Here is a 24,012-nt window from a genome sequence, read left to right as displayed (position 1 = left end):
GGCGTTTTCCTTCTCGGTGCCGACGCCGATGTCAGTGCCGCCCATGGCGGCGGATCTCCGTACGCAGTTCTTCGGTGATCTCGACGGACAACTCGGCGACCGCGCTGTCCTCGATACGGCGCGGATGCGGGATGTCGACCGACCACTCTCGGGCGATCCGCCCGGGCCGTGAGGACAGCAGCACCACCCGCTGGGCCAACCGCACCGCCTCGCGCACGTTGTGCGTTACGAACAGCACGGACAGCCCTGTCTCCTGCCAGATGCGGGTCAGCTCGTCGTGCAGTACGTCGCGGGTGATCGCGTCCAGCGCGGCGAACGGCTCGTCCATCAGCAGCAGCCGGCTGTCCTGGGCCAGCGCACGGGCCAACGCGACGCGCTGCCGCATGCCGCCGGACAGTTCGTGCACCCTCTTGTGGTGCGCGCCCTGGAGCCGCACGAGTTCCAGCAGCCGTTCTGCCTCCCGTCGGCGCTCCGGCTTGGCGACCCCGCGCAGCTTCAGCGCGAGTTCGATGTTCTTGCCCGCGGTCAACCAGGGGAACAGGGCGTGCTCCTGGAACATCAGGGCGGGCCGGCCGTCCGTGGCGATCGAGCCGGCGGACGGCAGGTCCAGTCCCGCGACCAGGTTGAGCAGGGTGGACTTGCCGCAGCCGGAGGCTCCCAGGAGGGTGACGAACTCGCCTGGTGCGACGTCGAGCGTGATGTCGTCGAGCACGAGTTGATGTCCGCCGGGCGTGCCCGGCGCGGGGAAGGACTTCGAGACGTGCCCGACAACGGCGGCGTGTGTCACCGACGTCGAGTCCTCGACGGCCTTGCTGATCGTGGCGGCCATGGGCGTCACCTCCTGGGAACTCATCGGTCCTCCCGTCGTTAACGGGTGCCCAGACCGGCGTCGTCGACCTTGCTCTTGCCCTCGGCCTGCAGGGCCTTGTTGAGCGACGTGAGGTCGTAGATGCCCTTCAGGTCGGGCTTGTCCAGCAGGCCGGCCTTCACCGCGTGCTCCGCCTCCGTGTTCAGGGTCGAAGCCAGCGGGTCGTCGAGGAAGGTGATGGACTTCCAGGCCGGGTCGATGACGGCGGAGGGCAGCGCCTTGCCCGACAGCTTCGCCAGCGCCGCGTTCACGGACGCCTTCGCCTTCTGCGGGTTGGCGTTGATCCACGCATTGGTTTTCACCGAGCCGCGCAGCACGGCCTCGACGACGTCCGGATGCTCCTTCAGGAACTTCTGCGACACGATGATGTTCGTGATCACGAACTTCTTGTCGGGCCACAGCGTCGACTCGTCGAGCAGCACCTTCGCGCCCTCGGCCACAAGCTTGGAGGCGGTCGGTTCGGGCACCCAGGCGCCATCGATGGAGCCGGACTTGTAGGCGTCCGGTGTGATCTTGTTGTCGGTGCGGACGACGGAGACGTCGCCCTTGCCGCTCTGGGCGTCGACCTTCCAGCCCTGGCCGGCGATCCAGTTGAGGAACGCGACGTCCTGGGTGTTGCCGAGCTGCGGGGTCGCGATCGTCTTGCCCTTGACGTCCTTCAGGGACTTGATCTTCTTCGGGTTGACGACCAGCTTCACGCCGCCGGAGGCGGAACCGCCGATGATGCGCAGGTTCTTGCCGTTCGACTTGGTGTAGCCGTTGATGGCGGGGGAGGGGCCGATCCAGCCGATGTCGATGGAGCCGGCGTTGAGCGCCTCGATCTCGGAAGGGCCGGCGTTGAAGGTCGCGGTCTTGATAGTGGTGCCGCCGAGCTCCTTCTGGAACAGCCCCTCCTGGACGCCGACGAGAGCGGTGGCGTGCGTGAGGTTGGGGAAGTAGCCGATCTTCACCTCGTCGGCGGAGAGCTTCTTGGCGCCGGCCGCAACCGCGGTCTTCTTGCCGTCGTCAGTGGACTTGGATCCGTACCCGCAGGCGGTCAGCAGGAGGGGGAGCGCCGCTATGACGGCGATGGTGCGCGGGACGGTGAGCGGTCTTGCGGCAGACACGGAGGTGTCCTCTCAGGGGATGGGTGATCAGGGAGGTACTGAGTGCGAGGAGTGAGGTGCATGGGCGCGCACCAGTACTCCACTCGCCCGCCCTCGTCGGCAGGAATGCCGGCTCGGGGGGAGGGATGGGTTGCGGCGTAGTGGAGGTCGCGCGTCAGGCATCGGAGTGCCACGCCTGAAACATGGGGTCAGGAGGGCGCGAGTGCGCTATTGGACGGGCCGACAGATGGCGCTGGACACACGGCCGAAGTCGATGTGGCGACGCGAGGTCAGGCGGGGCAGCAACCGGCCGCTGCAGTCGAGCGTTCTCATGGCCGCACCCCCGCTGTTGCCTAGTTTTCCTACCTGACTGCTAGGGATCGTGACAGAAGGTGGGGCCTGCCCCCAATAGGGTGTTCGTAATATGGACTGGCCCATCTCGGATTATGAGAAGGGCTGAACTGACAAGAACGTCAGGGGTTTATCCAGGCGCCCGGGGCCTCCGCCAGCGCGGACACGTCTGCGGGGAGTTGGGCGGATGCGACGTCGGCGAGCGACACGCCGTCGAGGATCTCGCGCACATTGGACCGCAGCGCGATCCACAAGGGGAGCAGCGACTCGGCCGGGCCGGTGTAGGACAGCTCCGGAGGGCGGACCCCGCGCACAGAGACCAGCGGTCCGTCCACGACGCGGATGACGTCGGCGATGCTGATGGACTCGGCGGGCCCGGCCAGGCGGTAGCCGCCGTTGCCGCCGCGTCGGCTGAGCACGAGACCTCCCCGGCGCATGTCGTTCAGGATGCTTTCGAGGAATTTGTGCGGGATGTCCTGGTCGGCAGCGATAACCTCGGCTTTCAGCGGCCCGTCGTCCCGTGACGCGGCGAGTTGCAGCGCGGCTCGTACCGCGTAGTCCGCCCTGGCTGAGATCCGCATGCGTTCATTGTCCCGTATGGCTGCGGTGGGCCCGCTGTGGGCGCGGCCGCCGGACAGGGAAAGGTGTCCCTGTCCGGCGACCCGCGGGGTTCAGGCCACGGCGGGGGTGTAGTGGGCGGCGTCGTCGCCTTCGATGACATGGCTGAGGGTGCCGTCGACACTGGCGGGGACATCGCCCGCGACGGTCACCCGGTGCAGCAGGCGCGGCAGGTTGCCGTAGTCGTCGGGGGCGTAGTGCTGGGTGATGCGGTTGTCGAACAGGACCAGGTCGCCGGGCGTCCAGGCCACGCGCACGATGTTCTCGGGGCGGGTGACGTACGACTGGAAGATGCGCAGGAGGTCGCGGGAGTCGGAGGGGCCGAGGCCGACGATGCTCTGGGCGAAGCCTCCGATGAACAGCCCGCGCTCCCCGGTCTCGGGGTGGACCCGGACGACCGGGTGCGCGGTGCGGTACTTCCGGGAGACGAACCTCTTGCGGTGCTCGGCCGCCTTCTCGGTCCTGGGGGCGGCGTAGTCGTAGTCGTTGGTGTGCACCGCCCACAGCTTGTCGGCCAGCTCGCGCAGCGGTTCGGGCAGGTCGCGGTATGCGGCGGCCGAGTTGGCGATCAGCGTGTTGCCGCCGTAGGGCGGGACCACGATGCTGCGCAGCGTGGACGCCTTCGGGGGAGTCCGGACGAAGGTGACGTCCGTGTGCCACTGATTGGCTCGGATGCCCTCGTCGCCGTCGACGGGCAGGATCTGGGGCTGTCCTTCCACTGAGGGCACCGTGGGGTGCGCGGTGGTGAGTTCGCCGAAGAGGGAGGCGAAGCGGAGCTGGCCGGCGTCGTCGAGCTGCTGGCCGCTGAAGACGAGCGCCTTGTGCTCCAGGAGTGCTGAGTTGATCTCGATGACGACGGCGGGGTCGAGGTCGGTGGAGAGATCCACGCCGAGGATCTCGGCGCCGATACGGCCGCCGATCCTGCGGATGTCGAAGCCGGTACTCGTGGTCATGTGGCAGGTGTCCTTCCAGGAAGTGACCGGTCGGGAGGTGACCGGTCGCGAGGTGATCAGGAGGTGATGGGCAGGGAGGCTCTCTTGGCTCCCGGGATCCGAGACGAGGGCCGACGGCCCTGAGCGCGCCGGGCCTGCGGCCTTGTCCCCAGCCGATGTGCCGGCGGGAGCTGCCGAGCAGGCCGGGTACGGTCGAGGTACTCCTCGTCCCGGGTCGTGGAGTCATCGGGCAGCGGGCGGGTCAGGGGCGCGGCGCACAGGGCGTCGGCCGGGCAGTTCGCCTCGCACGGGAAGCAGGTCTGGCTGTCGTCAAGGCGGGCGTGCACGGGGATCCCGTCCTCACCCCGGTCGAAGACATTGGTCGGGGAGACGTTGATGACTTGTCCGGTCCCGTCATGCGGGACCTCCGTCTGCTGCGGCTGCCGTGACCAGCTGGTTGGCGGGACGGGCCAGGCCGTAGTGTTCGCGCAGGGTGCGGCCGGTGTACTCGGTACGGAACAGGCCGCGCCGCTGCAGGATCGGCACGACCTGGTCGACGAAGTCCTCCAGGCCGCCCGGCAGATGGGGCGGCATGATGTTGAAGCCGTCGGCCGCGCCCTGGGTGAACCACTCCTCGAGTTGGTCGGCTGTCTGCTCCGGGGTTCCGGCGAAGACGCGGTGGCCCCGTCCGGCGCCGAGGCGGGCGATGAGTTCGCGCAGGGTGAGGCCGTCGCGGCGGGCGAGTTCGGCGACGAGCGTGAAGCGGCTCTTGTTGCCGTTGATGTCCCGTTCCTCGGGCAGGTCGGGCAGCGGCCCGTCCAGCGGCAGCCCGGTCAGGTCGGTGCCGAGCATCCCGGACACCTGAGCGAGCCCGTACTCGGGGACCTGCAGTTCTGTCAGTTCTTGTTCAAGGGCGCGGGCCTCGGCTTCGGTGGAGCCGATGACGGGGGCGATGCCGGGGAGGACGAGCAGCTGGTCCTCGGTGCGGCCGTAGCGGTGCAGCCGGGACTTGAGGTCCTTGTAGAAGGACTGGCCGTCGGCAAGGGTCTGCTGGGCGGTGAAGACCGCTTCGGCGTACTGGGCGGCGAACTCCTTGCCGTCCTGCGACGAGCCGGCCTGTACCAGCAGCGGGTAACCCTGCGGGGTGCGCGGTACGTTCAGGGGACCCTTCACCCGGAAGTACTCCCCGTGGTGGTTGATCTCCCGCACCTTGTCGGTGTCGGCGTAGACGCCGCGCTCCCGGTCGAGCACGATGGCGTCGTCCTCCCAGCTGTCCCACAGCTTGGTGGCGACCTCGACGAACTCCCGTGCCCGCTCGTAGCGCAGCCGGTGTTCCAGGTGCTCGTCCTGCCCGAAGTTGCGTGCCTCGTTCACCGTGCCGGAAGTGACGATGTTCCAGCCGGCCCGGCCGCCGCTGATGTGGTCCAGGGAGGCGAACTTGCGGGCGGTGTGGAAGGGCTCGTTGAAGGTGGTGGAGACGGTGGCGATCAGCCCGACGTGCTCGGTGACCGCGGCCAGGGCGGACAGCAGGGTGAGCGGCTCGAAGCCGCCGAGCGCGTTGTGCCGGACCTTGCCCCACAGGGCGAGGCCGTCGGCGAGGAACACCGAGTCGAGCAGGCCGCGCTCGGCGGTCTGTGCGAGCTGCTGGAAGTAGCGCAGATCGGTGACTCGTTCTGGCTGGGTACGCGGGTGTCGCCAGGCGGCGTCGTGGTGGCCGGCGTTCATCAGGAAGGCGTTGAGGTGCAACTGATCAGGTCTGGTCGCGGTCATGAGATCCCTCGGTCCGGTCGGAAGGCGGTGAGGCGATCGGTGGCAGCGATCGCAGTGACGGTGGGACGAGCCGGCGGGCTGGGTCAGCCGCCTGCGGGGACGCGCCAGGAGCTGAGCCGCCGCTCCACGGCCACCAGGAGCTGGTTGAAGGCCATTCCGATGGCGGAGATCGTGATGATGCCCGCATACATCTGCGGGATGGCGAAGTTGTACTGAGAGGCGTTGACCAGGTAGCCGAGGCCCGCCCTGGCACCGATCATCTCGGCGGCGACCAGCACCAGAATGGCCGCCGCTCCGGCCAGCCGGATGCCGGTGAAGATCACCGGCACCGAGGACGGCAGGATGACCTTCTGGAACAGCCGGGGCGCGGACAGGTCCATCGACTTCGCCAGCTTCAGCAGGGTCGGGTCGACGCTGCGGACCGCGCTGATGGTGTTGAGCAGGATCGGCCAGGTGCACGCGTACACGACGATGGAGATCTTCGAGGTTTCGCCGATGCCCAGCAGCAGGACGAACACCGGCAGCAGGGCCAGCGCGGCGGTGTTGCGGAAGACCTCCAGCACGGGTCCGAGGAGGTCGGCGACCGGCCGGTACCAGCCGATCAGCAGGCCGAGCGGAACGGCGAGGGCCACGGCGATACCGAATCCACTGAAGGAGCGCACCAGGCTGGCGCGTGCGTTGTCGGCGAGCCGGCCGTCGGCTGCCAGCCCCCACCAGGCGCGGGTGACCTCGCTGAACGGCGGCAGGAAGGTCCGGTCGACCAGGCCGAGTCGCGGTGCGGTCTCCCACAGCAGCAGCAGAGCCGTGATCGCCGCGGACTTGGTCGCCCCCTTCACCAACAGGTACGGCAGTCGGCGCACCGCCCGGCGTACGGGGGCAGCCGTGGCGGGAACGTGGCGTATGCGCGACCGCGATGCCCCGCGTGGCGCGGACGACGTCGGCGCAGCGGGGGAAGGGGCGGGGGGCTCGGCGGCGCTCGCGGAGCCCGGCGTCGTGGCCTTGCTGGTGGCCGTGCTGGTTGTGGGGCTCATGCGGAAGCCTCCTCCTTCTCCAACTGCTGGGCCCTGGCCACTTCGTCGTGCAGCAGTGACCAGATCTCGTGCCGGTAGCGAGCGAACTCGGGACTGGAGCGGAGGTCGTCGGTCGCCGTGCGGGAGTCGAAGGCAACCGGCACGATCTGCTTGATGCGGCCCGGCCTCGACGTCATGACGGCGACGCGCTGTCCCAGGTAGACGGCCTCGTCGATGTCGTGGGTGATGAAGACAACGGTCTTGCCGGTGCGTTGCCAGACGTGCAGCAGTTCGTCCTGGAGCGACTCCCGGGTCTGGGCGTCCAGCGCGGCGAACGGCTCGTCCATCAGGAGTACATCGGGGTCGTAGGCGAGGCTGCGGGCGATCGCCACACGCTGCCGCATTCCGCCCGACAGTTCATGCGGATGGCGGTCCTCGAACCCGGCCAGGCCCACGAGCTCCAGGAACTCCCTGGCACGCACGACTCGTTGGCGTCGTGGGACGCCGGTGGCCTCCAGGCCGAACTCGACGTTGCCCTGTGCGGTGCGCCACGGCAGCAGCGCGTATTGCTGGAACACGATGCCACGGTCCAGACCCGGGCCGGTGACGGGTGCGCCGTCCAACAGGATCCGTCCGCCGGTGGGCTCGGCGAGGCCGCCGAGCAGATCCAGCAGCGTCGACTTTCCGCAGCCGCTGGGACCGACCAGGACGACGAACTCGCCGGCCGCCATCTCCAGATCGATGGTGTCGAGGGCGGTGAACCGTGTGCCCTGCCGAGTCCGTGCACGGTCCGTTCCAGCTGCTCGGCCCTTCCGCGTCCGGCCCTTCCGCGCCCGGTCCTTGACGGTGAAGTCCTTTCGCACCTGCTCGAGCACGAGCTTGGGCGTGATGGATCCGGGCATGGGATCAGCTCCCGCTCGTCGAGGGGGACGAAGCCGCTGAGGAAGCCGCAGCGCCGACCCTGCCTGCGTCGTTGAATTGATTGGTGTAGAGGTCGGACAACGTGACCTGGCCCTTCCTGATGTCGCCGCGCTCGGCGAGCCAGTCGATCCACAGCTGGAGTTCCTTGTCGGTGATCCGGCCCGCCGTCTCTGCGACGCCGAAGGAGCGCCAGTACTTCAGCGGTGCGGTGTCCTCGTTGCGGCCGCGCTTTTTGACGATGTCGGTCATCCGGGCGACGACTTCGTCGTGCGGCGTGGAACGGGCCCACTCGATGGCTCTTCCGACTCCGGTGACGAAGGCCCGGGCCGTGTCGGGGTTCTGCTTCAGGAAGCGGTCGGTCATCACGTAGGTGCCGGCGCTGAACGCACCGAGCAGTTGGTAGTCGGTGAACAGCGATCGGATGCCCCCGGCTGCCAGGGCCTTGTCGCGCAGGATTCCGCCGAGCACGGCCACCTCTATCTGCTTCTGGCGCAGCGTCTGCTCGGTGTTGACCGGGGGTACCACAAGGGGCTCGACCTTGCCGATCTCCGCCCGGGACAGACCGCCTCGCCGCAGATAGATGTCGAGCATGGCCTCGGAATGGGCGCCGAGGGTGTTCATCCCGACCTTCTTGCCGATCAGGTCCCTGGCCGAGCGGATCGGACTGTCCTTGAGGACGTAGAAGCCGTTGTAGGCGTACTTGTCGGAGCCGTAGTAGCTGATGACCGCCTTGAGGGGGGCACCGTTCGCGGCGAGTTTGACGACAGCGCCGTTGAAAGCGCCGCCGAAGTCGACCTGGGCGGTGGCCGCGGACTGGATGTCCTGCGGCCCGCTGATCGTGTTGCCGACCCACTGCAGCTTCACGTCGCCCAGGTAGCCGAGATCCTCGGCCAGTTCCGGCGGGGTGACCTGGCCCGCCCAGCCCTGGTACCGGAGCGTCTTGGTCTGGCCCTTGCCGGAACTTGCTCCGGTCGCGGTGCCGCAGCTCACGGCCACGGCCGAGAGGCCCAGCAGAGTGAGGAACTGGCGTCGGGTCGATGCCGTCGTGGCCATGGAAAGGTCCTGTTCAAGATCGATGGAGTGGCTGGACCGGGCTTTCTGCCACGGTCCTCAGGCGCTGATGGAAAGCGATCAGCATGGAGACCGGATGGACGGACACGCTTCAAGAAATGACGAGAAGCCGCGCCCAAACGGGCTGATCGGTACGACTGAGCCCGAACGGGAAAGGCATGCCTGACACCCGGGCGGTGGGGCGCAGGCGACGCACGCGCACAATGGCGGGAAAGAGACCTCAGCAGGAATGGCTGCGAGGAATCCCTCCTCTTACCTCAACGGCGGCACGCTCGCAGTGCCCGACTGTGAAATGGAGCGGAGGAGAGCAGCGCGGTCAGCGGGCGCAGCGGCCGACGGCACAGATGGCGCTGGCCTGACGTCGCAGGTCGACGTGCAGGCGCGCGGCGAGGTACTCGGACTTGCTCACACCCAAGAGAGTTGCAGCGAAATCCGGCCAGGTCAACGTCGCTTGCGCGTCCGTCTCATATTCTCAACCGTCCGACATGCTGGTGAAGTACAGCGTTCACAATCACCCGGATGTCAGATTGGATGGCGAATCCCGATCACACTGAGTGGCACGTTTGTGGGCGCAGAGGGGCCGGGCTCGCACGGTCAGATGGGCAGGACGAACGGGGGGTGCTCACCGTTGAGGAAGTAGTCCCCGACTTCGCGGACTCGGTGGGTGACCGGCTCGTACAGGGTGTGGGTCCGGGCATTGCGCCAGAAGCGGTCGAAGCCCAGCCGTGAAGAGGCGGAGCGGGCGCCGACGATGTCGAGGGCGCGGGCGGTGGACTCCTGCGCGGCCCGGGAGGCGGCGGCTTCGGCCAGGGCCACGAGGACCGAGATCTCCGCGTACTCGTCGTAGGTCAGCTCTTCACCGCGTGCCAGCCCGCCGTGCACGGCTTGCAGCGCCTGATCGGAGAGAGCGGAAGCCGAGCGGGCAAGGACGGTGAGTTCTCCGTAGACGGACAGCACATGCGGGTCCTGGGAAGAGCCGACCGGCCAGGCGGGCTGCCACGCAGAGTGTGCCGCCCGGCTGTACTCACGGGCTTCGGCGAGCACTCCCTCGGCCATGCCGAGACGGAGCTGGACGGACAGTAGCCGCCCGACCGGCGATACCAGAGCAGTCAGGGGCGACAGGACGTCCTCGTCCGCGGACAGGGAACCGAGTACGTCGTCGGCAGCGACTCGTACGGCGTCGAACTCGACGCTCCCGCCGGCCGCGAGTCGTTGGCCGAAGGCGTCGGCCTCGCCGCCGATTCCCACGCCGTGACGGGTTGGATCAACGACGACGGCGAGTGGTTCGCCGGTGTCGGCCCGCACGGCCCGCAGGGCGAGGCGGTCGGCGACCAGGACCCCGGTGGCGAAGCACTGCCGACCGCCGAGCACATGGCCGCCGCCTGTCCCGGTCAGCGTCAATGGGGGTTCCTGACGGGCGAAACCGCCACCCCAGCACCACTCCTCCGCCGCGGACTGCCGCTCGAGCCGATCGGCGAGAGGGGGCTCGGTGAAGAACCGCGCGCTCCACGACAGGAAGTAGTGACAGCCGAGCAGTTGACCGATCGCGCCGTCGGCCGCGGCGATCTCCCGGACCACGGCGTAGGCCGTGGGCCAGTCCGCGCCGCCTCCCCCGAACCCGGCCGGTATGAGGAGGGTCAGCAGTCCCGCCTCGCGCAGCCGTAGCACTTCGTCGAACGGGGCCTTGCCTGCCTGCTCCCGGGCCACCGCGTCCGTGGCCAGGTCGTCCGCCGTCTCGCGGGCCACGCGCAGCCAGTGTGCCCGGCCGGGCCCGGTCCGGTCGTGCTGAGAAGCGGGGCCGGACGGCGCAGGGGCAACGCCCATGGAAGCGGTCTCCTCTAAGGTTGACGGCAAGGTGCGGTGGGTGTGCTGTCCTGCCGGGCGGGTACGTACTTGTAACCCACCCGCCGCACGGTGACGATGCGATGCCGGTGCGCCGCGCCCAGCTTTCGGCGCAGACGCGCGATGTGCACATCCACGGTGCGGCCGTCACCGATGTGGTCGTAGCCCCATATGTCGGCCATCAACTGATCACGCGAGTGCACATGGTGGGGACGGCGAACCAGATGGGCCAGCAGCGCGAACTCCAGGAAGGTGAGGTCGAGTTCGTGTCCGTCCACCTCCGCGACATGACGCGTGGGATCGATGCGGACGGCGTCACCTCCCGTCTGTCGCACGGGAGTTGGGTCTGTGTGGGCGATCGGTCGGATCTCCGGCTGTGTCACGCCCTCGGCGAAGAGCTGGGCGGGATCGGTGCCCTCGGGGACGAGCAGGAGGTAGCCGACGAGGGGGGCGGAACCGTGTCCCTCGTCGCCGTCGTGCACGGTGTCGCCCACGAGGCGGAGATGAGGCGTGTCGGCAAGTGGCGAACCGGATGGGGTGGTCTGGGCCGGAAGTGCCGTGGTCATGGCGGTCGTCCTTCGGAAGTACGTCGGGTCGTCAGGCGCAGTGGGATGGGTTCGCCTGATCACCAGGGATGAGAGAGAAGGAGCGGAGCGGCACGCGCGGCGTGTGGGGCGCGCGCTCTACACGCGACAGCAGGCGGCGCTGACGACGTGACCAAAGTCGACATGCCGACGACGAACGAGTCGTTGCTGCGTGTGGGACATGTGCATCATCCTGCGCACCCGTTGGGCGGCCGGTCAACATTTCCCCAGTAAATCGATAGGAAATGTAGGGAACGCAACACCGCGGGCGGGCTCACAGGGCTCACCGGCCGCCGTCAACTGCCGGGCGGACCTCGGGTGCGGTCGCCCTTTCCGGTCGGGCACGAAGTGCGGCACACCGCAGACGTTTCACCGCCTCCCGTGCGGCCGCACCGTGCACGCTGACACCGTAGGCGCCGCGAACGTTCTACCGGCCGGGCCGGCCCGTCGCGACGCCCGATCCGCTCGGTGAGAAGCCACCCCCTTCAGGGGGTGGAGGAGCCGCCGATCTTGTCGCCGAGCGGCACGGTGACCTGGTGACGCCTACGCGTCACCACTGCTCACCGGGCTGTTCGCTAGCTACGGACGAACGGCGATAAAATCATCCAAATCGGCGGCCTGACTTTCTATCCCGGGCTGCCGCTCGACCTGTGCGATCTTGGGGAGCGGCGCGGTGGCGAGGCCTCCTGGGGAATACGGAGTCCCGCACAGCACTGGTGCGCGGGGCAGGTTGCTGACCGTGCTGCCTGCTCTGCTGCTGATCATCGGCCTGTTCATCGGCCTCTTCACCCCCCGTGATGTCAGGCCGGATGCCTTCCTCGCCGCGGCCATGATTTCTGCCGCCGCGCTGCTGCCCCTGTGGGGGACCGTGCTCACCGGAGTAGGTGCGTGCGCCATCTTTATCGGCCTGATGGTCGACTTCAATTCGCTGAGCGATGCGACCGCCTACTCTGAGCTGGCCACCCTCGCGGCGATTGCGGCATTCGCCGTCTTCTTCAACCGCCTGCTGGGCCGGCGCGCCCATCAGCTGGTCCTGGTCCGCTCAGTGGCCGAGACCGCCCAGCTGGCGGTGCTGCGTCCGATACCGCGACACCTCGGGCACGTCACGCTCGAGAGCCTGTATCTGGCCGCCGCGGCGGAAGCCCGGATCGGCGGCGACCTGTACGAGGCGATACGCACCCCACACGGCGTACGGCTGCTCATCGGAGACGTACGCGGCAAGGGCCTGCTTGCGATGCGGACGGCTGCGGCGCTGCTCAGCGCCTTCCGCGAGGCCGCCCACGACGCGCGCGACCTGCCCCACCTCGCCTGCCGCCTGGAGACGAGCATGAGCCGCTACGCCTCCCAGTACCCGGAGGTCCCGGGCTCGGAGATCGCTGAACGTTTCATCACCGCACTCCTCGTCGAGATCCCGGACGACGAGCCGGTCGTCCGGACCGTCACCTGCGGCCACCCGCCCCCGCTGCTGCTGCACCGTGGCGAGGTCCGGGAGCTGCAGCCCGCCGCTCCCTCGCCGCCGCTCAACCTGGGCATGCTGGTAAGCGACCGGTACCACGTCGACCTCGCCCCCTTCCACCCGGGAGACCAGCTCCTGCTGTACACCGACGGGGTCACCGAGACCCGCGACCGCTCCGGCGCCTTCTATCCCCTCGCCGAACGCATCCGTTCGTGGACCGGCGATGCGCCCCACCAGCTCCTCGACCATCTCCACCGCGACCTGATCGCCTACAGCGGCGGCGAGCTCGACGACGACGTCGCTGCCCTCGTCGCCCGGCGGCGCCCAAGCCGCTGAGCCCGAGATAAGGTTCTGACCTGCGCATTTCAGGCGCCGGAACTCGCTTGCCCCACGCCGCAGCCCACACGGGATGGCCTCGACCGCGATCGTGGTCGAGGCCATCCCCGTGCATGCACAGGCCACGGCAGGCGGCCGGGGGCGGCTGGACTCAGCGCTTGGCTACGAACCCGAGCTGGGCGGCGCCGCAGGCGTTGGCGGCCTTGGCCCGCTGCAGCCGCACCGCTGCCAGCACCGGCAGGGCCGCTTCCTACCTGTCGTCCTTGTCGTCTTTGTCCCGGCCGCCTTCGAAGACAAAGAGTGGTTTGGTGCCATGTGCGGGTGTTTCGGCGAGCGAGATGGCTTCGGTGAAGCGTTCGAGCGGGAACGGCTGGCCTTGGGGGATGCCCAGCACTTCATCAGCGACGAGACTGCGAACCTGGGACAGCGCGCGCAGCGCATCCTGAGGTGAGGCAGTGCCGAACCAGCGGTTCAGCCAGAAGCCACGGACTGTTTTGGTCTCGTAGATAACCGAGCGTGCCTGCAGCGGGATCGTCAGCGCTGCCGGGTCAGTCTGCCGATGGGTAGAGAGCGCGCCGTAGACCACGACCTCGCCTCCCGGAGCCAATGCCTGGGATACCTGGGCACCCACGAGGCCCGCGACACAGTCGATGGCCTTGCGCACGCCGGCCGGTCCTGCTGCCTCAGCCACACGCTGCAACAGGTCCTCGTCCTCAGTGCAAATGACCTCGTCACCACCAAGTGCCTTGATCTCCTCAACGGCAGTGCGTCGCCGCACGACATTGATCGTGCGAATACCCAGATGCCTGGACAGCTGAATGACGAGCCGGCCGACGGTGGAGCCCGCGGCCGTCTGCAACAACCATTCACCCGGCTGTACGTGGAGTTCGCGAGTCACGAGGAGCAGCGCGGTCAACGGGTTGACGGCGAGTTGACAGGCACTGGAGTCGCTCAGATGGTCGGGGACCGGCAGGAGCCTTCCTGTATCCGCAACGAGGTATTCCTGCCAAGTGCCGTCCACATGGGGCCCGGGTACCGCCGGGACTGCAACGGCCACCACGCGCTCGCCGATCTTCAGTCCCTCGGTATCCGGGCCCAGGGCCTCAATACGACCCACGCATTCCATGTGACCCCCAACAGTGGGAAACTGGGGGGAGAAACCGTAGCGGCCACGCAGCACGTGCAGATCACTGGCGTGAATCGGAGTCGCCTTCACACGGATCAACGCCTGACCGGCTTTTGGCGTGGGAACAGGCCGGGATTCCAGCCGCAGGACATCGGTGGGCTCGCCGACCTTTCCGGCTACGAGCGCGCGCATGGATTGAGGCATGAGTGACCTTCCGTCTCTCAGCGCCCGGCGAACTCGGCGGGCGTTCCGGACAAGAACCATGCTGTGCCGGCAGCCTCGTCGGCGCCCAGGCTCCGGACCCTTCCTTCTCAATGGAAGTGGCCCGTGCGCAGGGTGTCATCGGCGTCGAGCCCCCTCTAGGCCTTTACCGACTCGCTCAGTATGATCTTGTAAGCACGCTGCGTTCGTGCGGCCTACGGAGGTCGGTGATCAGGACCGCTCGCCGCAGCGCACTACCCTGGGTTCGGATTATGAATCTGTCATTTCGGGATCGCTACGCCCGGCCCAGGAAAGATTCTCGCATGGCTTGGATGGATTCCACACTCATGAGCTGCGCGGGAGGTCCCTCATGCCCTCACCGCCGGAATGCCATATCAGGAACCCGCATTCGACTGCCAAGTCGGCTTCTCGGTGAGACAACAGTTTCTTATATGGAGTGTCCTTAGAAGTGGCCCGCAAGGACGGGCGTGTTGCGTAGGAAGCCGGACAGCGCCGGGTTGGTGGCGGTCGCGTGTAGAGCTTGGATGCGGGTTGCGGTGCCGGTGCCGTCCGGGCCGAACAGCAGCCTTAGGCTCCCGCGGCCGTGACGAAGCGCTCAAGGAGCGCACACAGCAGCTCCTGGTCGTCCTCCTCCATGCAGTCGAGGAGCCGGGCGCCCACTTCGCCGCTGATCCGTGAGGCGTCGGCGAACGATGCCCTGCCCTCGTCGGTCATCTCCACCGCGTAGGCGCGCCGGTCGGCCGGGGAGGGCCGCCGCACGGCCAGGCCGCGAGCCTCCAGGTCGTCGACCGTGCGCACCATGGCGGACTTGTCGCTGCCGGTCAGATCGATGAGCTGTCGCTGGCTGAGCGGCCCGTGCGTGGCGAGGTTGAGCAGGACGCCGTAGTGCCGGCCCTCGATGCCCAGTGGGCGCAGCGCCTCGGTGAACGTCCGCGCGGCGCGCCGCTGTGCGAGACGGAGCAGCGGGCCGATGCGTGCGGGACCGGTGCCGAGCGCGGGGGAAGGGGATTCGGGCGCGTTCATCGTCATCCAGCATAGGGCAGGCCGAGATTGATTCGACCAAGATAATCTCATCTGGCACTATCTTCATCATGCCTAACTTGATCGTGCGGCCCTGGACTCTCGTGCTCTTCCGGGCCGTGGTGACCTGCGAAGCCGCCCTCGCACTCGGGCAGGCAGTGCTGGCCGGCAGCTTCCTGTCCGGTCACTACCAAGCCCTCGACCTGCACGCCCTCAACGCCACGGCCACCGGGCTGACCGCAGTGGCCCAGATCGTGGCCGCGCTGCTGCTGTGGCGGCCCGGCGGCGGGCCAGGCTGGCCGGTCCTGGCCGGTATCGCGCTCTTCGGCGCAGAGGCGGGACAGATCGCCATGGGGTATGCGCGCGTGCTCGCCGTTCACGTCCCGCTGGGCGTGGCCATCATCGTCTGCACCTTGCTCATGTTCGGCTGGGCCTGGCGCCCGGCAGCAGGCTCGAGCCGGGTCCTTGAGGAGCGCGTATGACCGGGGGCATCGCCAGACGTCGCCTGCTCGCCGCTGCTGCCCTGGGCGGCGGCGCGCTCACCGCGGGCGGATGGGCCATGGCCGGAGGGTCGCTGACACCAGGTCAGCCGGGGCTGCTGCTGCGCAGCCAGACAGCCCTGCCACGGCCGTACGCGGTGCCGCTGCCCGTCCCGCCGGTGCTCGCGCCGACGCGCTCAAGCGGCACGACGGATGTATACGAGATCACCCAGCAGACGGCGCGTCTGCGGATCCTTCCGGGCCTTCAGACCACCGCATGGACGTACGGCGGCACCTTCCCCGGGCCGACCCTGGTCTCCCGTTCCGGCCGCAGGACGGTGGTACGGCACCGCAACGAACTGCCGCACCCGACCGTGGTCCACCTGCACGGCGGTCACACCCCCGATGCCGGCGACGGCTATCCGACCGCGCTGCTCCTGCCGCAGGACGGCGCGGCCTCCCATGCCGACGGGATGGCGGGGATGCCGGGCATGTCCGGGGCAGCCGGTGCACCCGACGACGTCGCGGTCGAGCGGACGTACACGTATCCGATGCAGCAGCGGGCCGCCACCCTCTGGTACCACGACCACCGCATGGGCTTCACCGGCCCGAACGTCTGGCACGGCCTCGCCGGTTTCCATCTCGTCCGCGACGACGAGGAGGAGGCACTGCCCCTGCCCCGCGGTGAAAGAGACATCCCCTTGATGATCGCCGACCGGGCCTTCGCCGCCGACGGGTCCTTCCGGTATCCCGCCCTGGACGCGGCGCAGCACACACCCGGTGTCACGGACCCGTACATGGACGGCGTCCTCGGCGACGTCCTCCTCGTCAACGGGGCACCCTGGCCGGTGCTGGAGACACAGCGGCTCCGCTACCGCCTACGCCTGCTCAACGCCTCCAACGCCCGCCGCTACCGTCTGGCACTTGACCCCCCGCCGCCGGGCGGCGGCGGTCTCGTGCAGATCGGCGGCGACGGCGGCCTGCTGGAAAGTCCGCTCGCACACGACACCCTGGACGTCGCCCCAGCCGAACGCTTCGACGTGATCGTGGACTTCTCCCGCTACCGGCCCGGCACCCGCGTGCGGCTGGTGAACCGGCTGGGCAGCGGCAGCACGGCGGACGTCATGCGCTTCGACGTCTCCACCGCCCGGTCACCGGCCGACGACTCACGCATACCGGACCGGCTGTCGGCGATACCCGCGCCGCGGCCGGAGCGGGCCGCGGCGACCCGAACCTTCCACTTCCAGCGGCGGGCCGGATCCACCGGCTGGACCATCAACGGCCGCCCCTACGAGCCCGGTAGACCCCTGGCCGCCGTTCGGCTCGGCACCACCGAGCTGTGGCGGTTCGTCACGGACTTCCACCACCCCGTCCACGTCCACCTCAACCACTTCCAGGTGACGGCACGCAACGGCCGCTCACCCGGCCCGTACGACGCGGGCTGGAAGGACACCGTGGACCTGCGCCCCGCCGAATCCGTAGAGATTCTTACCCGCTTCACCGACTACACGGGCCGGTTCATGCTCCACTGCCACAACCTCGAGCACGAGGACATGGCCATGATGGCCGACTTCGTCACGGAGTGAACGCGCCCCAGGGGCCTCCGGGATGATGCGGTGGCGGACTCATACGTTCGCCACCGCATCGAACGGCACCTGCCCATGAGGCCGCGGGACGGGCGGTGTCCGATCATCCGTCGCCCCGCCCCCGACAGGCTCCGACCTGCCCTTCGCGCAGACGGCGCAGGCCGTCACCCCGGAGCAGCCCACGGTCTCCGTCGGGACGTCGCGCCAGGCGACACCGGCCGGTCGGAAGCACGTAGACCTTCAGTTCGAGTTTGCCCTGGAAGGTGTCCGGTTGCGAGTCGGTGGCGCGCGGTCGGATCAGTTCAACTGTGGTGGCATCCAGGCGTGGTGCCGAAGGATCACGCGCGTTGTGACGCGGGAGGGCGTCATCCGCATGGCCGTGTTCCGCGGGGCCACGGCCAGTGGGTGGGTGAGCTGCTGGCCCATCCGCCCGGCCTGCCTGGCGGCGCGTGCGACGGCCTGGCTGCGCGGGCGGCGCTCGGCGTCGTACCGGGCAAGCGCGGCTTCGACGGTCCAACTCGACCAGGCCGAACTGCAAACGACGGCCCAGCAGCTTCCGCCCCTCCGCACTGCCGAGGAACCGGTGGACGGCATGACGCTGCTCATCCGACAGCGACTCACGGGCGAAGGCCGCCGCCGCTCACTCGCCCGCTACGCCTGCGCCGTGGAGAGCGTGCGCGACCCCGAGCTGCGCGAGATCCTCGTACCCCGCGGGAACGCCGGCCGCGACGCCGTTCGGTTGTTCCTCGCCCGGCACGGAGCGACCGATGTCGACAACCGCACACACACGCTGCTGACCTGCATCGACGGGCTGGTTTTCGACCGGCTCGTGTGCGGCGGTGAAGTGCCACGCGAGGCGCTGGAAGGCCTCGTCGCCGCCGCCCTGCGTTAGCCCGGCCATTCACGACTCAGGCTCTGTCCCCGCGCCTTCACGCATCGCCGGCGTCCAGGCGAGCGGTGCCGTGCTTCACCTGCACGGCGGCAGGTACGCAGTCGGTTCCCCCGTGCCTCGGCGGCCCTCGCCGCCCGGATCGCATGCCGTACCGCCGCCCGCGTGGCGGCTGTCGACCACCGGCCGGCGTCCGAACACCCCTTCCCAGCGGCCTTCGACGACGCGCCGGCCGCTTGCCGCGGCCTGCTGGACAGCGGCCTCACCGGCTCAGGCGTGGCACGGGCACCCTGGGTGGGATGGGTCGGCGCAACGGATCCGGGTGCTCACATTTCAGGGCCGGGGTGCTGCTGGTGACAGGGAAGCGCGGGGCCGACCGGGCCGAACGGCGATACGAAGGCCGGCCGCTGTTCATACCTGGTCAACAATTGAACTAGAGGCGCGTCTTGCAACCTGGGCGGCGGACAACGAAGGGCGTCCGGTGCGGTAGTGCATCGCAACGCGGCCGAAGAGCCTCGTACCGGGCCGCACTAGGCTGTTTGGCCAACGAAACGAGGTGCCGTGCCGGGCGTCGCGGGCATCAAGGGTCTTCCATCTGTGATCATGGAGCGTCCGCTGAAAGTGATCGACGAGGAGCTCCAGGTCGCGGAGACCGATGAGTCGCCGCTACGTGACACTCGTGGGAACGCGCTGTAGGTGATGTGGTGAACTGGTTGACCTCGCTGCCGGCGCCGGTACTGGTTGTGGGCGGGCTCTCGCTCGCCTTCCTGGTCGCGGCAGTGGCGCGGGTCGGCGTCCGGGCGCTCGTACCGGTCGCGGAACGGGACCGGGTGCCGCAGATCGCCCCGCCCCTGATGCCGACACTCGGCGCTTCCTTCGCGATCTTCGCGGCGCTGACACTGGCCAGCGAGGCCGGCTACCTGCGCGCAGCAGAGGGGTTGGTGAGCGACGAGGCAGCCGCAGCCTCCCGGCTGGCGTGGGCGGCGACAAGTCCGCGAGTCCAGTCCGAGCCGATCCACGCGGCACTGCTGGGCTATTTGCACACCACACGTGTCAGGGAATGGCAGGGTGCGGCAGCGGCGTCCGGCGACGACCCGGCCACCGCTCGCGCGATCGCACGGTTGGAGCGGAGTGTGCGCGACGAGGCGGCCCGGCCCGAGGTGGGAACCACGTCCGGCACCGAGCTCGTGGCTTCCCTGGACGGTCTTACCACCAGTCGTCGTGCCCGCATCGCGGCTGCGTCGCGCGAAGTTCCCACGCTCTACGTCGTTACCCTTGCGGTCACCGGACTGGCCTTGATCGCGAACGCCGGGGCACTGGTCTTCCGCAGCAGCCTGCGAACATCACTGCTCATCGCGGGTGTGGCGAGTGTGGTCGGGCTGAGCCTGGCGTTGCTCTTCGCACTCAGCGCGCCCTGGAGCGGACCGTTCATCGTCAGTGGGCATCCACTCGACGCTGTCATCGGGGACCTGAAGTCCGGCTTCTTCCACCGCGGGTCGTAGGCGGCGGGACCCGATCACCTGCCGCGTGCGCTCGTCCCACGCTGTGCCCACGCTGCTACGGCGCGAGAAGGGCCATGTCCTCGCGACCGTCCCCCTACCGATCTACGGCTTGCCACCGACTTGCCCACGTGGGACCTGCAATCCGTCAGCGGACGTACGCCCTACGGGACAGCCCTGCCGCGGCTTCGAGCTGCCGCACACCGGACAGCAGTCGCCGCAGCCCGGCGACGTCGACGGTTCCCCGGTTCAGTACGCCGTACATGGTGCCGTGTCCGCGGATCTTGCGCCGAGCGGTTGATCAGCGCGGTCCGCGCGTGATGTGTCGCCTCAGCGAGCGCGTGGGGCGCGGCATCAAGCGGATCAGGTGTGGGCGCCGTCGTCGTGGTGTGCGTCATCCCGGCCACGACGCCCACGGCCGCTTCGGCCGGCGCGGAGCCCACCTGTGTGGGTGAGCTCCCTGTCCTGCCGCGCTCGCCCTTCCGCATGGTGCTGCCGTTCACCTACGGCAGGTCAGGCACAGCGGTCGGCGTGGCTGACGTCGAGGACGAAGCGCTCCGGGGAGTGGAGTTTGAAGGTGTGGTAGACGGGCTTGGCGTGGAAGGCGGTCCCGAAGCCGACAACACCCTCGAAGTCGCCGGTCAGGGCGAGGCCCCTGAGCTGGGGGAGATGGATATTCGCCAGCCGGGGTCCTTGATAGACCGACTGCCCTGCCGCGCTGTGCGCAGTGGCTGGGGAGAGCGTGATCTGAAGGAAGTGCTCGCCGGACAGCGGGACCGGCTTCCCGGAGGGGTCGTAGCGCAGTTCCTTGACCGGCTTGACGGTGACCGAGGGCGTGGTGCCCCGGACGTCGATGACGAGCCGGTCGAAGGTGCAGTGCCCGCCCCACCGGGCGTTGGCGACGAGCGGGGTCGCGGGGGCCTGCCTGGTTGCCCCGGTGTGCGTGGCGGCCGAGGCGGGAATCACGGCGCCCATGGCGGTGGTGAGAAGGAGGCTCGCGGTGACGGCCACGCGGCGCGGGTGGTGTTGCATGTCGCCCCCGATCTTTCGTGTAAGGGGACAGTGATTTCACTATGGGGGACATTCGGCCGCCCCGTACGGTTGCATCTCCTTGTTGTTTTTGCGAGGCGCCGTGTAAGGGGAGCGGTGGCGCGCGATGCTCACCCGGTACCCGTGGCTCGGGCAGGCGTTCGGCAGTCATCTCATCTACGGTCCCGGCAAGGCCCGCCATGACGACCACAGCCTCGCCCTCTACGAGAAGGCGGGGTTCGCCGCCGCCGATGCAGACCGGGCGGCCGCCACGGTGTTCGTCTACGTGCTCGGCAGCGCTCTCGGGCCCGCGGCGCAGGTCACGCTGACGCGGCGTCTGGGGAAGAACGCCGCAGACGCCGAGCAGCGCCTGGCGGACACCATGACGCAGGCCACGGAGATCGCCATGCAGTTCCCGCGGCTGCGCGAGCGCCTCGGCGCCCCAGCCGAATACGCCGCCGCACCCCGGAGCAGCTTCGAATTCGGTCTCCAGGCCATCCTCGACGGCTTCGAGGCTCGCCTCGCCGCCGGTCGACACAGCCGCCGCTAGCATGCGTGCGAACTGCTGCCGCAGCTGCTCGGCGTACGGGCCGTACCTCCTGATCGGCAGGTACGGCTCGACGAACCTCCACTCCGCATCGGCCAGTTGCACGTGCGTCATGCAAGGCGGTCCGGCGGATCAGGGTCTGTGCGGTGGCGCTTCCCCGGTTGATCACAACCCGATACGCGCCCTTGAGTGGTCGTCGCCTCGTCGCCTCGTCGCCTCGTCGCCTCGTCGCCTCGTCGCCGGCCGCCTCGACGTGTTCAACGGTGGCCAGTGGCTCCACCGCCGACACCGGGGCCTCGCCGGCCCACAGCTCGGGGAGGCTGGGCAGACCAGCCGATACTCTCTGCCGGCATCCGGTCAACATCTACTTCACCCGTGCCTGGGGCACCCCCAGTGCGGGGGTGCCGCCCGCGCCCGGCGTGTGATTTCTCGGCGGGCACGGCCTTTGTCCTCTGTCCTCACATCCGGGCCATACCGCCACCGGTGAGGCCTGGAGCCAGCGCCGGGACCCAGAAAACGACGGCGGCCAGCGCGATCGAGGCGATTCCCACGGCACGGGCCACCAGACGACCGGCCGGAGCCAGCTTCTCAGTGGTGATCACGGCGGTCAGGACCACCATGGCCCACAGGTTCATCACACCGAACGCAGCCAGCAGCACCATCAGCGACCAACAGCAGCCCAGGCAGAAGGTCCCGTGGTGCGCTCCGGCACGCAGATCGCGCGAGAGACCCGGGTACGAGGCGTAGCGCAGCATCAGCCCGATCGGCGAGCGGCACCTCGCCAGGCAGCGGTCCTTGAGAGGCGTGAGCTGGTAGACGCCGTTGACCGCGAACGCGGCCGCGGCCACTGCGGTCCCCGCCGCGGCGGGGAGGCTCGCCGCCCGGCCCAGGCCGGCGGCGAGCGCGTACGCCAGCAGCCCCGCCGCGGCCCAGACAAGCAGGTAGGCGACCGTGAAAACGACCATGCGCGGCGCCCGGTGCACGGTGATGGTGCGTGCGTACAGCGCGGCGACGGGCGCTGTGGCGGGCAGCATCATCGCAGCCATCATCAGCGTCCACACGGCCAGGAAAGCGGGCAGGCCCAGGCCCATGGTGCCCGGCATCGCCTGCATGCCGCCCCAGCGCGTCACCACCCAGACCCAGGCGGCAGCCGCCGCAACCAGCAGCAGTCCGGCGGGGCCCGCCCTGCGGCCGACGGTGACCTGCCGACCGGTCACGCGGCCCATGTGAACGGCGCCGAGTGTCCGTTGCCGCCGGAGAAGTCCCAGGACCGGCCGTACACGCCGTCGCCCGTCGCCCGGGTGGACCGGGCAATGGTCAGCGTGCTGTTCGCCGGGTGGAACATGCCGGTCAGGCCCATCACCGGACCGTCCTCGCCGAACTGCGGGGCAACCTGGTCCTCGATCTCGATGTCGATGGCGTCGCCCACCCGCGCGGCGTGGCGGCGGCCGTCGTCGCGGTAGTCGATGGGAACGCGCTCCACGCCGAGGACCTCGCCAATGAGCGGAGTGAGCGCCGCCATCGGGCCGCCGGCCTGGCCGGAGAAGACCTTGCCCAGCGCCTCCGCCTGGCCGTCGTCGGCCGAAGCGTCTAGGTACAGCGCCACCTGCCAGCCGCCCTCGGCCATCACCCGGGGCGCGTCGATGAAGACGGCGACGCTGCGGTCGGAGACGTCCACGCCGTCCACGTTCCCGCTGTCCACGTGGAACGCGAAGGTCACCTGGCAGCGCTCATGGTCGGCCGGTGCGGTGAGGCCCGAGGTGGTGCAGGGGCACACCGCGTCACAGTTGCAACTCTCCAGATACGTGCCGTTCAGATTCCAGGGCATGGCTGTTCGCCTCCCTCTTTTGCGTCCCCCTCGGTGGAGGCAGTGCATCGGGAGGGTCCGTTCCGTCCCGGTGCCGCTCTTCTCCAGGCTATTCCCGACCGCCCCCGCCGCGCAGATCCACTGCCGGCACCGCTCACCGTCCTGGCACCGGGTCGTGGGGGCACCCGCGGCCTCGGATTCGTCACCGACGACGTCCTCCTCATGGCTCGTTCGAAGAAGGCTGCACCTCATTCGGGCATCGCCGGCATCCGAAGCGGAAGCATCATGCGGCCCGAGATCGCCCACACGGCCTGGACTGGCCGGCCAAGCTCCAACTCGTCTCCGCCGGCGGCGGACTGACCACTGCGCCTGCCGCCCTGGCCTCCGCCGTGCCGCCGGGTGTCCGCCTCCTCCCTGTCCGCGGCGGACCACTACCGGATGCCGACGACCCCTGGATGCTCCTCTGCCACCCGGTGCCCATCGAGCTGTGATCAGGGGTGGACGTAATCCTTCAGTGCGGGCCGCCCCATTCAGAACCTGACTACCTGACGGGCGCCCATGAGGCCAGGTGAAAGGTGGCGCCACGACGGTCCTGCGCCACAACCCACCAGATCGGGCAGGGAACAGCGGTACGTCGCCGCCATCTGGAACAGCGGAACGCCGACCGGCCATCCGGCGAGTATCCCTCCGGTCGTCTCGTCAACCGCCGACGATCAAGGCGAGCCCGTAGGCGGCGACCGCCAGGCACGCACCGAAGCACAGCACCGCTGCCGCGGTGGCGGCCGGTCGGGCGGCGCGGGATCTTTCTCCGCCGTTGCCGTCGGCACCAGGCCAGGCGGCGATGCCGAGGGAGAACAGCACGACCAGGAGCAGCGTGATACCGAGGCTCACACCGAATACGCCGCCAAAGGTGCCCCAGTGGATGTCCATCGCCGTGCCTCCTTTCGCTGACAATCGGGAGGGG

23 protein-coding genes and 2 pseudogenes are annotated in these 24,012 nt (G+C 69.0%); 8 read left to right on the top strand and 17 right to left on the bottom strand.

Annotated features, from left to right (window positions below; translation table 11 throughout):
• Positions 1-31: 31 nt before the first annotated feature.
• From AB0A61_RS20410 to AB0A61_RS20360, 11 genes are all read right to left on the bottom strand, one after another.
• Entirely contained in the window at positions 32-829 is a 798-nt protein-coding gene (locus AB0A61_RS20410; RefSeq protein WP_361293818.1) for an ABC transporter ATP-binding protein, read from the bottom strand.
• 38 nt (positions 830-867) lie between these two features.
• Positions 868-1,974, bottom strand: coding sequence for an aliphatic sulfonate ABC transporter substrate-binding protein (locus tag AB0A61_RS20405; RefSeq protein WP_361293680.1), 1,107 nt, complete (start codon positions 1,972-1,974; stop codon positions 868-870).
• A 452-nt stretch (positions 1,975-2,426) separates the two neighbouring features.
• Complete coding sequence (locus AB0A61_RS20400; protein ID WP_361293677.1) at positions 2,427-2,885, bottom strand: Rrf2 family transcriptional regulator; 459 nt, start codon at positions 2,883-2,885, stop codon at positions 2,427-2,429.
• Between the two features lie 90 nt (positions 2,886-2,975).
• Positions 2,976-3,875 (bottom strand): TauD/TfdA family dioxygenase, encoded by a 900-nt coding sequence (locus AB0A61_RS20395; RefSeq protein ID WP_361293674.1) that lies wholly within the window; start codon positions 3,873-3,875, stop codon positions 2,976-2,978.
• Positions 3,876-4,268: 393 nt separating this feature from the next.
• Positions 4,269-5,624, bottom strand: coding sequence for an LLM class flavin-dependent oxidoreductase (locus AB0A61_RS20390; RefSeq protein WP_361293671.1), 1,356 nt, complete (start codon positions 5,622-5,624; stop codon positions 4,269-4,271).
• Between the two features lie 83 nt (positions 5,625-5,707).
• Positions 5,708-6,655 carry an ABC transporter permease gene (locus AB0A61_RS20385; protein WP_361293668.1) on the bottom strand — a complete coding sequence of 316 codons (948 nt, stop codon included), beginning with the start codon at positions 6,653-6,655 and terminating at the stop codon, positions 5,708-5,710.
• Positions 6,652-7,536 carry an ABC transporter ATP-binding protein gene (locus AB0A61_RS20380; protein WP_361293665.1) on the bottom strand — a complete coding sequence of 295 codons (885 nt, stop codon included), beginning with the start codon at positions 7,534-7,536 and terminating at the stop codon, positions 6,652-6,654. The genes AB0A61_RS20385 and AB0A61_RS20380 overlap by 4 nt, the downstream gene beginning before the upstream one ends.
• A 4-nt stretch (positions 7,537-7,540) precedes the next feature.
• Positions 7,541-8,608 (bottom strand): ABC transporter substrate-binding protein, encoded by a 1,068-nt coding sequence (locus AB0A61_RS20375; protein WP_361293662.1) that lies wholly within the window; start codon positions 8,606-8,608, stop codon positions 7,541-7,543.
• Positions 8,609-8,942: 334 nt separating this feature from the next.
• Positions 8,943-9,035 carry a putative leader peptide gene (locus tag AB0A61_RS20370; RefSeq protein WP_356939619.1) on the bottom strand — a complete coding sequence of 31 codons (93 nt, stop codon included), beginning with the start codon at positions 9,033-9,035 and terminating at the stop codon, positions 8,943-8,945.
• Between the two features lie 185 nt (positions 9,036-9,220).
• The gene (locus AB0A61_RS20365) at positions 9,221-10,450 is read right to left on the bottom strand and encodes an acyl-CoA dehydrogenase family protein (protein ID WP_361293659.1); all 1,230 of its coding nucleotides are present in this window, start codon (positions 10,448-10,450) and stop codon (positions 9,221-9,223) included.
• Positions 10,451-10,464: 14 nt separating this feature from the next.
• The gene (locus AB0A61_RS20360) at positions 10,465-11,034 is read right to left on the bottom strand and encodes a winged helix-turn-helix domain-containing protein (protein WP_361293656.1); all 570 of its coding nucleotides are present in this window, start codon (positions 11,032-11,034) and stop codon (positions 10,465-10,467) included.
• 757 nt (positions 11,035-11,791) lie between these two features.
• On the opposite strand from AB0A61_RS20360, the gene AB0A61_RS20355 reads away from it, so the two are divergent.
• Positions 11,792-12,844, top strand: coding sequence for a PP2C family protein-serine/threonine phosphatase (locus tag AB0A61_RS20355; protein WP_361293653.1), 1,053 nt, complete (start codon positions 11,792-11,794; stop codon positions 12,842-12,844).
• Positions 12,845-13,094: 250 nt separating this feature from the next.
• Here the strand turns inward: AB0A61_RS20355 and AB0A61_RS20350 are convergent, their stop codons facing one another.
• Together AB0A61_RS20350 and AB0A61_RS20345 are read right to left on the bottom strand one after the other, a co-directional pair.
• A complete protein-coding gene (locus AB0A61_RS20350) occupies positions 13,095-14,162 on the bottom strand; it encodes a zinc-dependent alcohol dehydrogenase family protein (RefSeq protein WP_361293650.1) in 1,068 nt (355 codons plus the stop codon).
• Between the two features lie 597 nt (positions 14,163-14,759).
• Positions 14,760-15,215: a MarR family transcriptional regulator gene (locus tag AB0A61_RS20345; RefSeq protein ID WP_361293647.1), complete on the bottom strand. Its 456-nt coding sequence runs from the start codon at positions 15,213-15,215 to the stop codon at positions 14,760-14,762.
• 68 nt (positions 15,216-15,283) lie between these two features.
• Between AB0A61_RS20345 and AB0A61_RS20340 the strand changes: the two genes are divergently transcribed.
• The 5 genes and pseudogenes from AB0A61_RS20340 to AB0A61_RS20320 all read left to right on the top strand — a co-directional run bounded on the left by AB0A61_RS20340 (position 15,284) and on the right by AB0A61_RS20320 (position 19,668).
• Positions 15,284-15,694: a hypothetical protein gene (locus AB0A61_RS20340; RefSeq protein ID WP_361293644.1), complete on the top strand. Its 411-nt coding sequence runs from the start codon at positions 15,284-15,286 to the stop codon at positions 15,692-15,694.
• Positions 15,691-17,277 carry a multicopper oxidase domain-containing protein gene (locus AB0A61_RS20335; RefSeq protein WP_361293641.1) on the top strand — a complete coding sequence of 529 codons (1,587 nt, stop codon included), beginning with the start codon at positions 15,691-15,693 and terminating at the stop codon, positions 17,275-17,277. The genes AB0A61_RS20340 and AB0A61_RS20335 overlap by 4 nt, the downstream gene beginning before the upstream one ends.
• A gap of 349 nt (positions 17,278-17,626) precedes the next feature.
• Entirely contained in the window at positions 17,627-18,169 is a 543-nt protein-coding gene (locus AB0A61_RS20330; RefSeq protein WP_361293638.1) for a TetR family transcriptional regulator C-terminal domain-containing protein, read from the top strand.
• A gap of 126 nt (positions 18,170-18,295) precedes the next feature.
• Positions 18,296-18,523, top strand: a pseudogene (locus AB0A61_RS20325) (alpha/beta hydrolase fold domain-containing protein); the annotation flags it as partial.
• Positions 18,524-18,870: 347 nt separating this feature from the next.
• A complete protein-coding gene (locus tag AB0A61_RS20320) occupies positions 18,871-19,668 on the top strand; it encodes a hypothetical protein (protein ID WP_361293635.1) in 798 nt (265 codons plus the stop codon).
• A gap of 510 nt (positions 19,669-20,178) precedes the next feature.
• Here the strand turns inward: AB0A61_RS20320 and AB0A61_RS20315 are convergent.
• Positions 20,179-20,697: a hypothetical protein gene (locus AB0A61_RS20315; protein ID WP_361293632.1), complete on the bottom strand. Its 519-nt coding sequence runs from the start codon at positions 20,695-20,697 to the stop codon at positions 20,179-20,181.
• Between the two features lie 124 nt (positions 20,698-20,821).
• Between AB0A61_RS20315 and AB0A61_RS20310 the strand changes: the two genes are divergently transcribed.
• Positions 20,822-21,244, top strand: coding sequence for a TetR/AcrR family transcriptional regulator C-terminal domain-containing protein (locus AB0A61_RS20310; RefSeq protein WP_361293629.1), 423 nt, complete (start codon positions 20,822-20,824; stop codon positions 21,242-21,244).
• A 455-nt stretch (positions 21,245-21,699) separates the two neighbouring features.
• Here AB0A61_RS20310 and AB0A61_RS20305 read toward each other — a convergent pair whose 3' ends face one another.
• Positions 21,700-22,467 carry a DUF2182 domain-containing protein gene (locus tag AB0A61_RS20305; protein ID WP_361293626.1) on the bottom strand — a complete coding sequence of 256 codons (768 nt, stop codon included), beginning with the start codon at positions 22,465-22,467 and terminating at the stop codon, positions 21,700-21,702.
• Positions 22,455-23,069 carry a DUF1326 domain-containing protein gene (locus AB0A61_RS20300; protein WP_361293623.1) on the bottom strand — a complete coding sequence of 205 codons (615 nt, stop codon included), beginning with the start codon at positions 23,067-23,069 and terminating at the stop codon, positions 22,455-22,457. Before AB0A61_RS20300 ends, AB0A61_RS20305 begins: the two co-directional genes overlap by 13 nt.
• 267 nt (positions 23,070-23,336) lie before the next feature.
• Here AB0A61_RS20300 and AB0A61_RS20295 point away from each other — a divergent pair.
• Positions 23,337-23,479: pseudogene (locus tag AB0A61_RS20295) on the top strand (LysR family transcriptional regulator); the annotation flags it as partial.
• Positions 23,480-23,747: 268 nt separating this feature from the next.
• Here the strand turns inward: AB0A61_RS20295 and AB0A61_RS20290 are convergent.
• Positions 23,748-23,978 carry a hypothetical protein gene (locus tag AB0A61_RS20290; RefSeq protein ID WP_361293620.1) on the bottom strand — a complete coding sequence of 77 codons (231 nt, stop codon included), beginning with the start codon at positions 23,976-23,978 and terminating at the stop codon, positions 23,748-23,750.
• Positions 23,979-24,012: the final 34 nt, after the last annotated feature.

Origin of the sequence: Streptomyces sp. NPDC046197 (assembly GCF_040646295.1) — a bacterium.
GTDB lineage: Bacteria > Actinomycetota > Actinomycetes > Streptomycetales > Streptomycetaceae > Streptomyces.
This window is presented reverse-complemented; position numbering and strand designations above follow the sequence as displayed.

What these genes read in the sequence shown, in the direction of transcription:
- AB0A61_RS20410 (WP_361293818.1), bottom strand. Translation starts at nt 829, where the DNA reads ATGGCCGCCACGATCAGCAAGGCCGTCGAGGACTCGACGTCGGTGACA.
- AB0A61_RS20400 (WP_361293677.1), bottom strand. Translation starts at nt 2,885, where the DNA reads ATGCGGATCTCAGCCAGGGCGGACTACGCGGTACGAGCCGCGCTGCAA.
- AB0A61_RS20395 (WP_361293674.1), bottom strand. Translation starts at nt 3,875, where the DNA reads ATGACCACGAGTACCGGCTTCGACATCCGCAGGATCGGCGGCCGTATC.
- AB0A61_RS20390 (WP_361293671.1), bottom strand. Translation starts at nt 5,624, where the DNA reads ATGACCGCGACCAGACCTGATCAGTTGCACCTCAACGCCTTCCTGATG.
- AB0A61_RS20385 (WP_361293668.1), bottom strand. Translation starts at nt 6,655, where the DNA reads ATGAGCCCCACAACCAGCACGGCCACCAGCAAGGCCACGACGCCGGGC.
- AB0A61_RS20380 (WP_361293665.1), bottom strand. Translation starts at nt 7,536, where the DNA reads ATGCCCGGATCCATCACGCCCAAGCTCGTGCTCGAGCAGGTGCGAAAG.
- AB0A61_RS20375 (WP_361293662.1), bottom strand. Translation starts at nt 8,608, where the DNA reads ATGGCCACGACGGCATCGACCCGACGCCAGTTCCTCACTCTGCTGGGC.
- AB0A61_RS20365 (WP_361293659.1), bottom strand. Translation starts at nt 10,450, where the DNA reads ATGGGCGTTGCCCCTGCGCCGTCCGGCCCCGCTTCTCAGCACGACCGG.
- AB0A61_RS20360 (WP_361293656.1), bottom strand. Translation starts at nt 11,034, where the DNA reads ATGACCACGGCACTTCCGGCCCAGACCACCCCATCCGGTTCGCCACTT.
- AB0A61_RS20350 (WP_361293650.1), bottom strand. Translation starts at nt 14,162, where the DNA reads ATGCGCGCGCTCGTAGCCGGAAAGGTCGGCGAGCCCACCGATGTCCTG.
- AB0A61_RS20345 (WP_361293647.1), bottom strand. Translation starts at nt 15,215, where the DNA reads ATGAACGCGCCCGAATCCCCTTCCCCCGCGCTCGGCACCGGTCCCGCA.
- AB0A61_RS20340 (WP_361293644.1), top strand. Translation starts at nt 15,284, where the DNA reads ATGCCTAACTTGATCGTGCGGCCCTGGACTCTCGTGCTCTTCCGGGCC.
- AB0A61_RS20335 (WP_361293641.1), top strand. Translation starts at nt 15,691, where the DNA reads ATGACCGGGGGCATCGCCAGACGTCGCCTGCTCGCCGCTGCTGCCCTG.
- AB0A61_RS20315 (WP_361293632.1), bottom strand. Translation starts at nt 20,697, where the DNA reads ATGCAACACCACCCGCGCCGCGTGGCCGTCACCGCGAGCCTCCTTCTC.
- AB0A61_RS20310 (WP_361293629.1), top strand. Translation starts at nt 20,822, where the DNA reads ATGCTCACCCGGTACCCGTGGCTCGGGCAGGCGTTCGGCAGTCATCTC.
- AB0A61_RS20305 (WP_361293626.1), bottom strand. Translation starts at nt 22,467, where the DNA reads ATGGGCCGCGTGACCGGTCGGCAGGTCACCGTCGGCCGCAGGGCGGGC.
- AB0A61_RS20300 (WP_361293623.1), bottom strand. Translation starts at nt 23,069, where the DNA reads ATGCCCTGGAATCTGAACGGCACGTATCTGGAGAGTTGCAACTGTGAC.
- AB0A61_RS20290 (WP_361293620.1), bottom strand. Translation starts at nt 23,978, where the DNA reads ATGGACATCCACTGGGGCACCTTTGGCGGCGTATTCGGTGTGAGCCTC.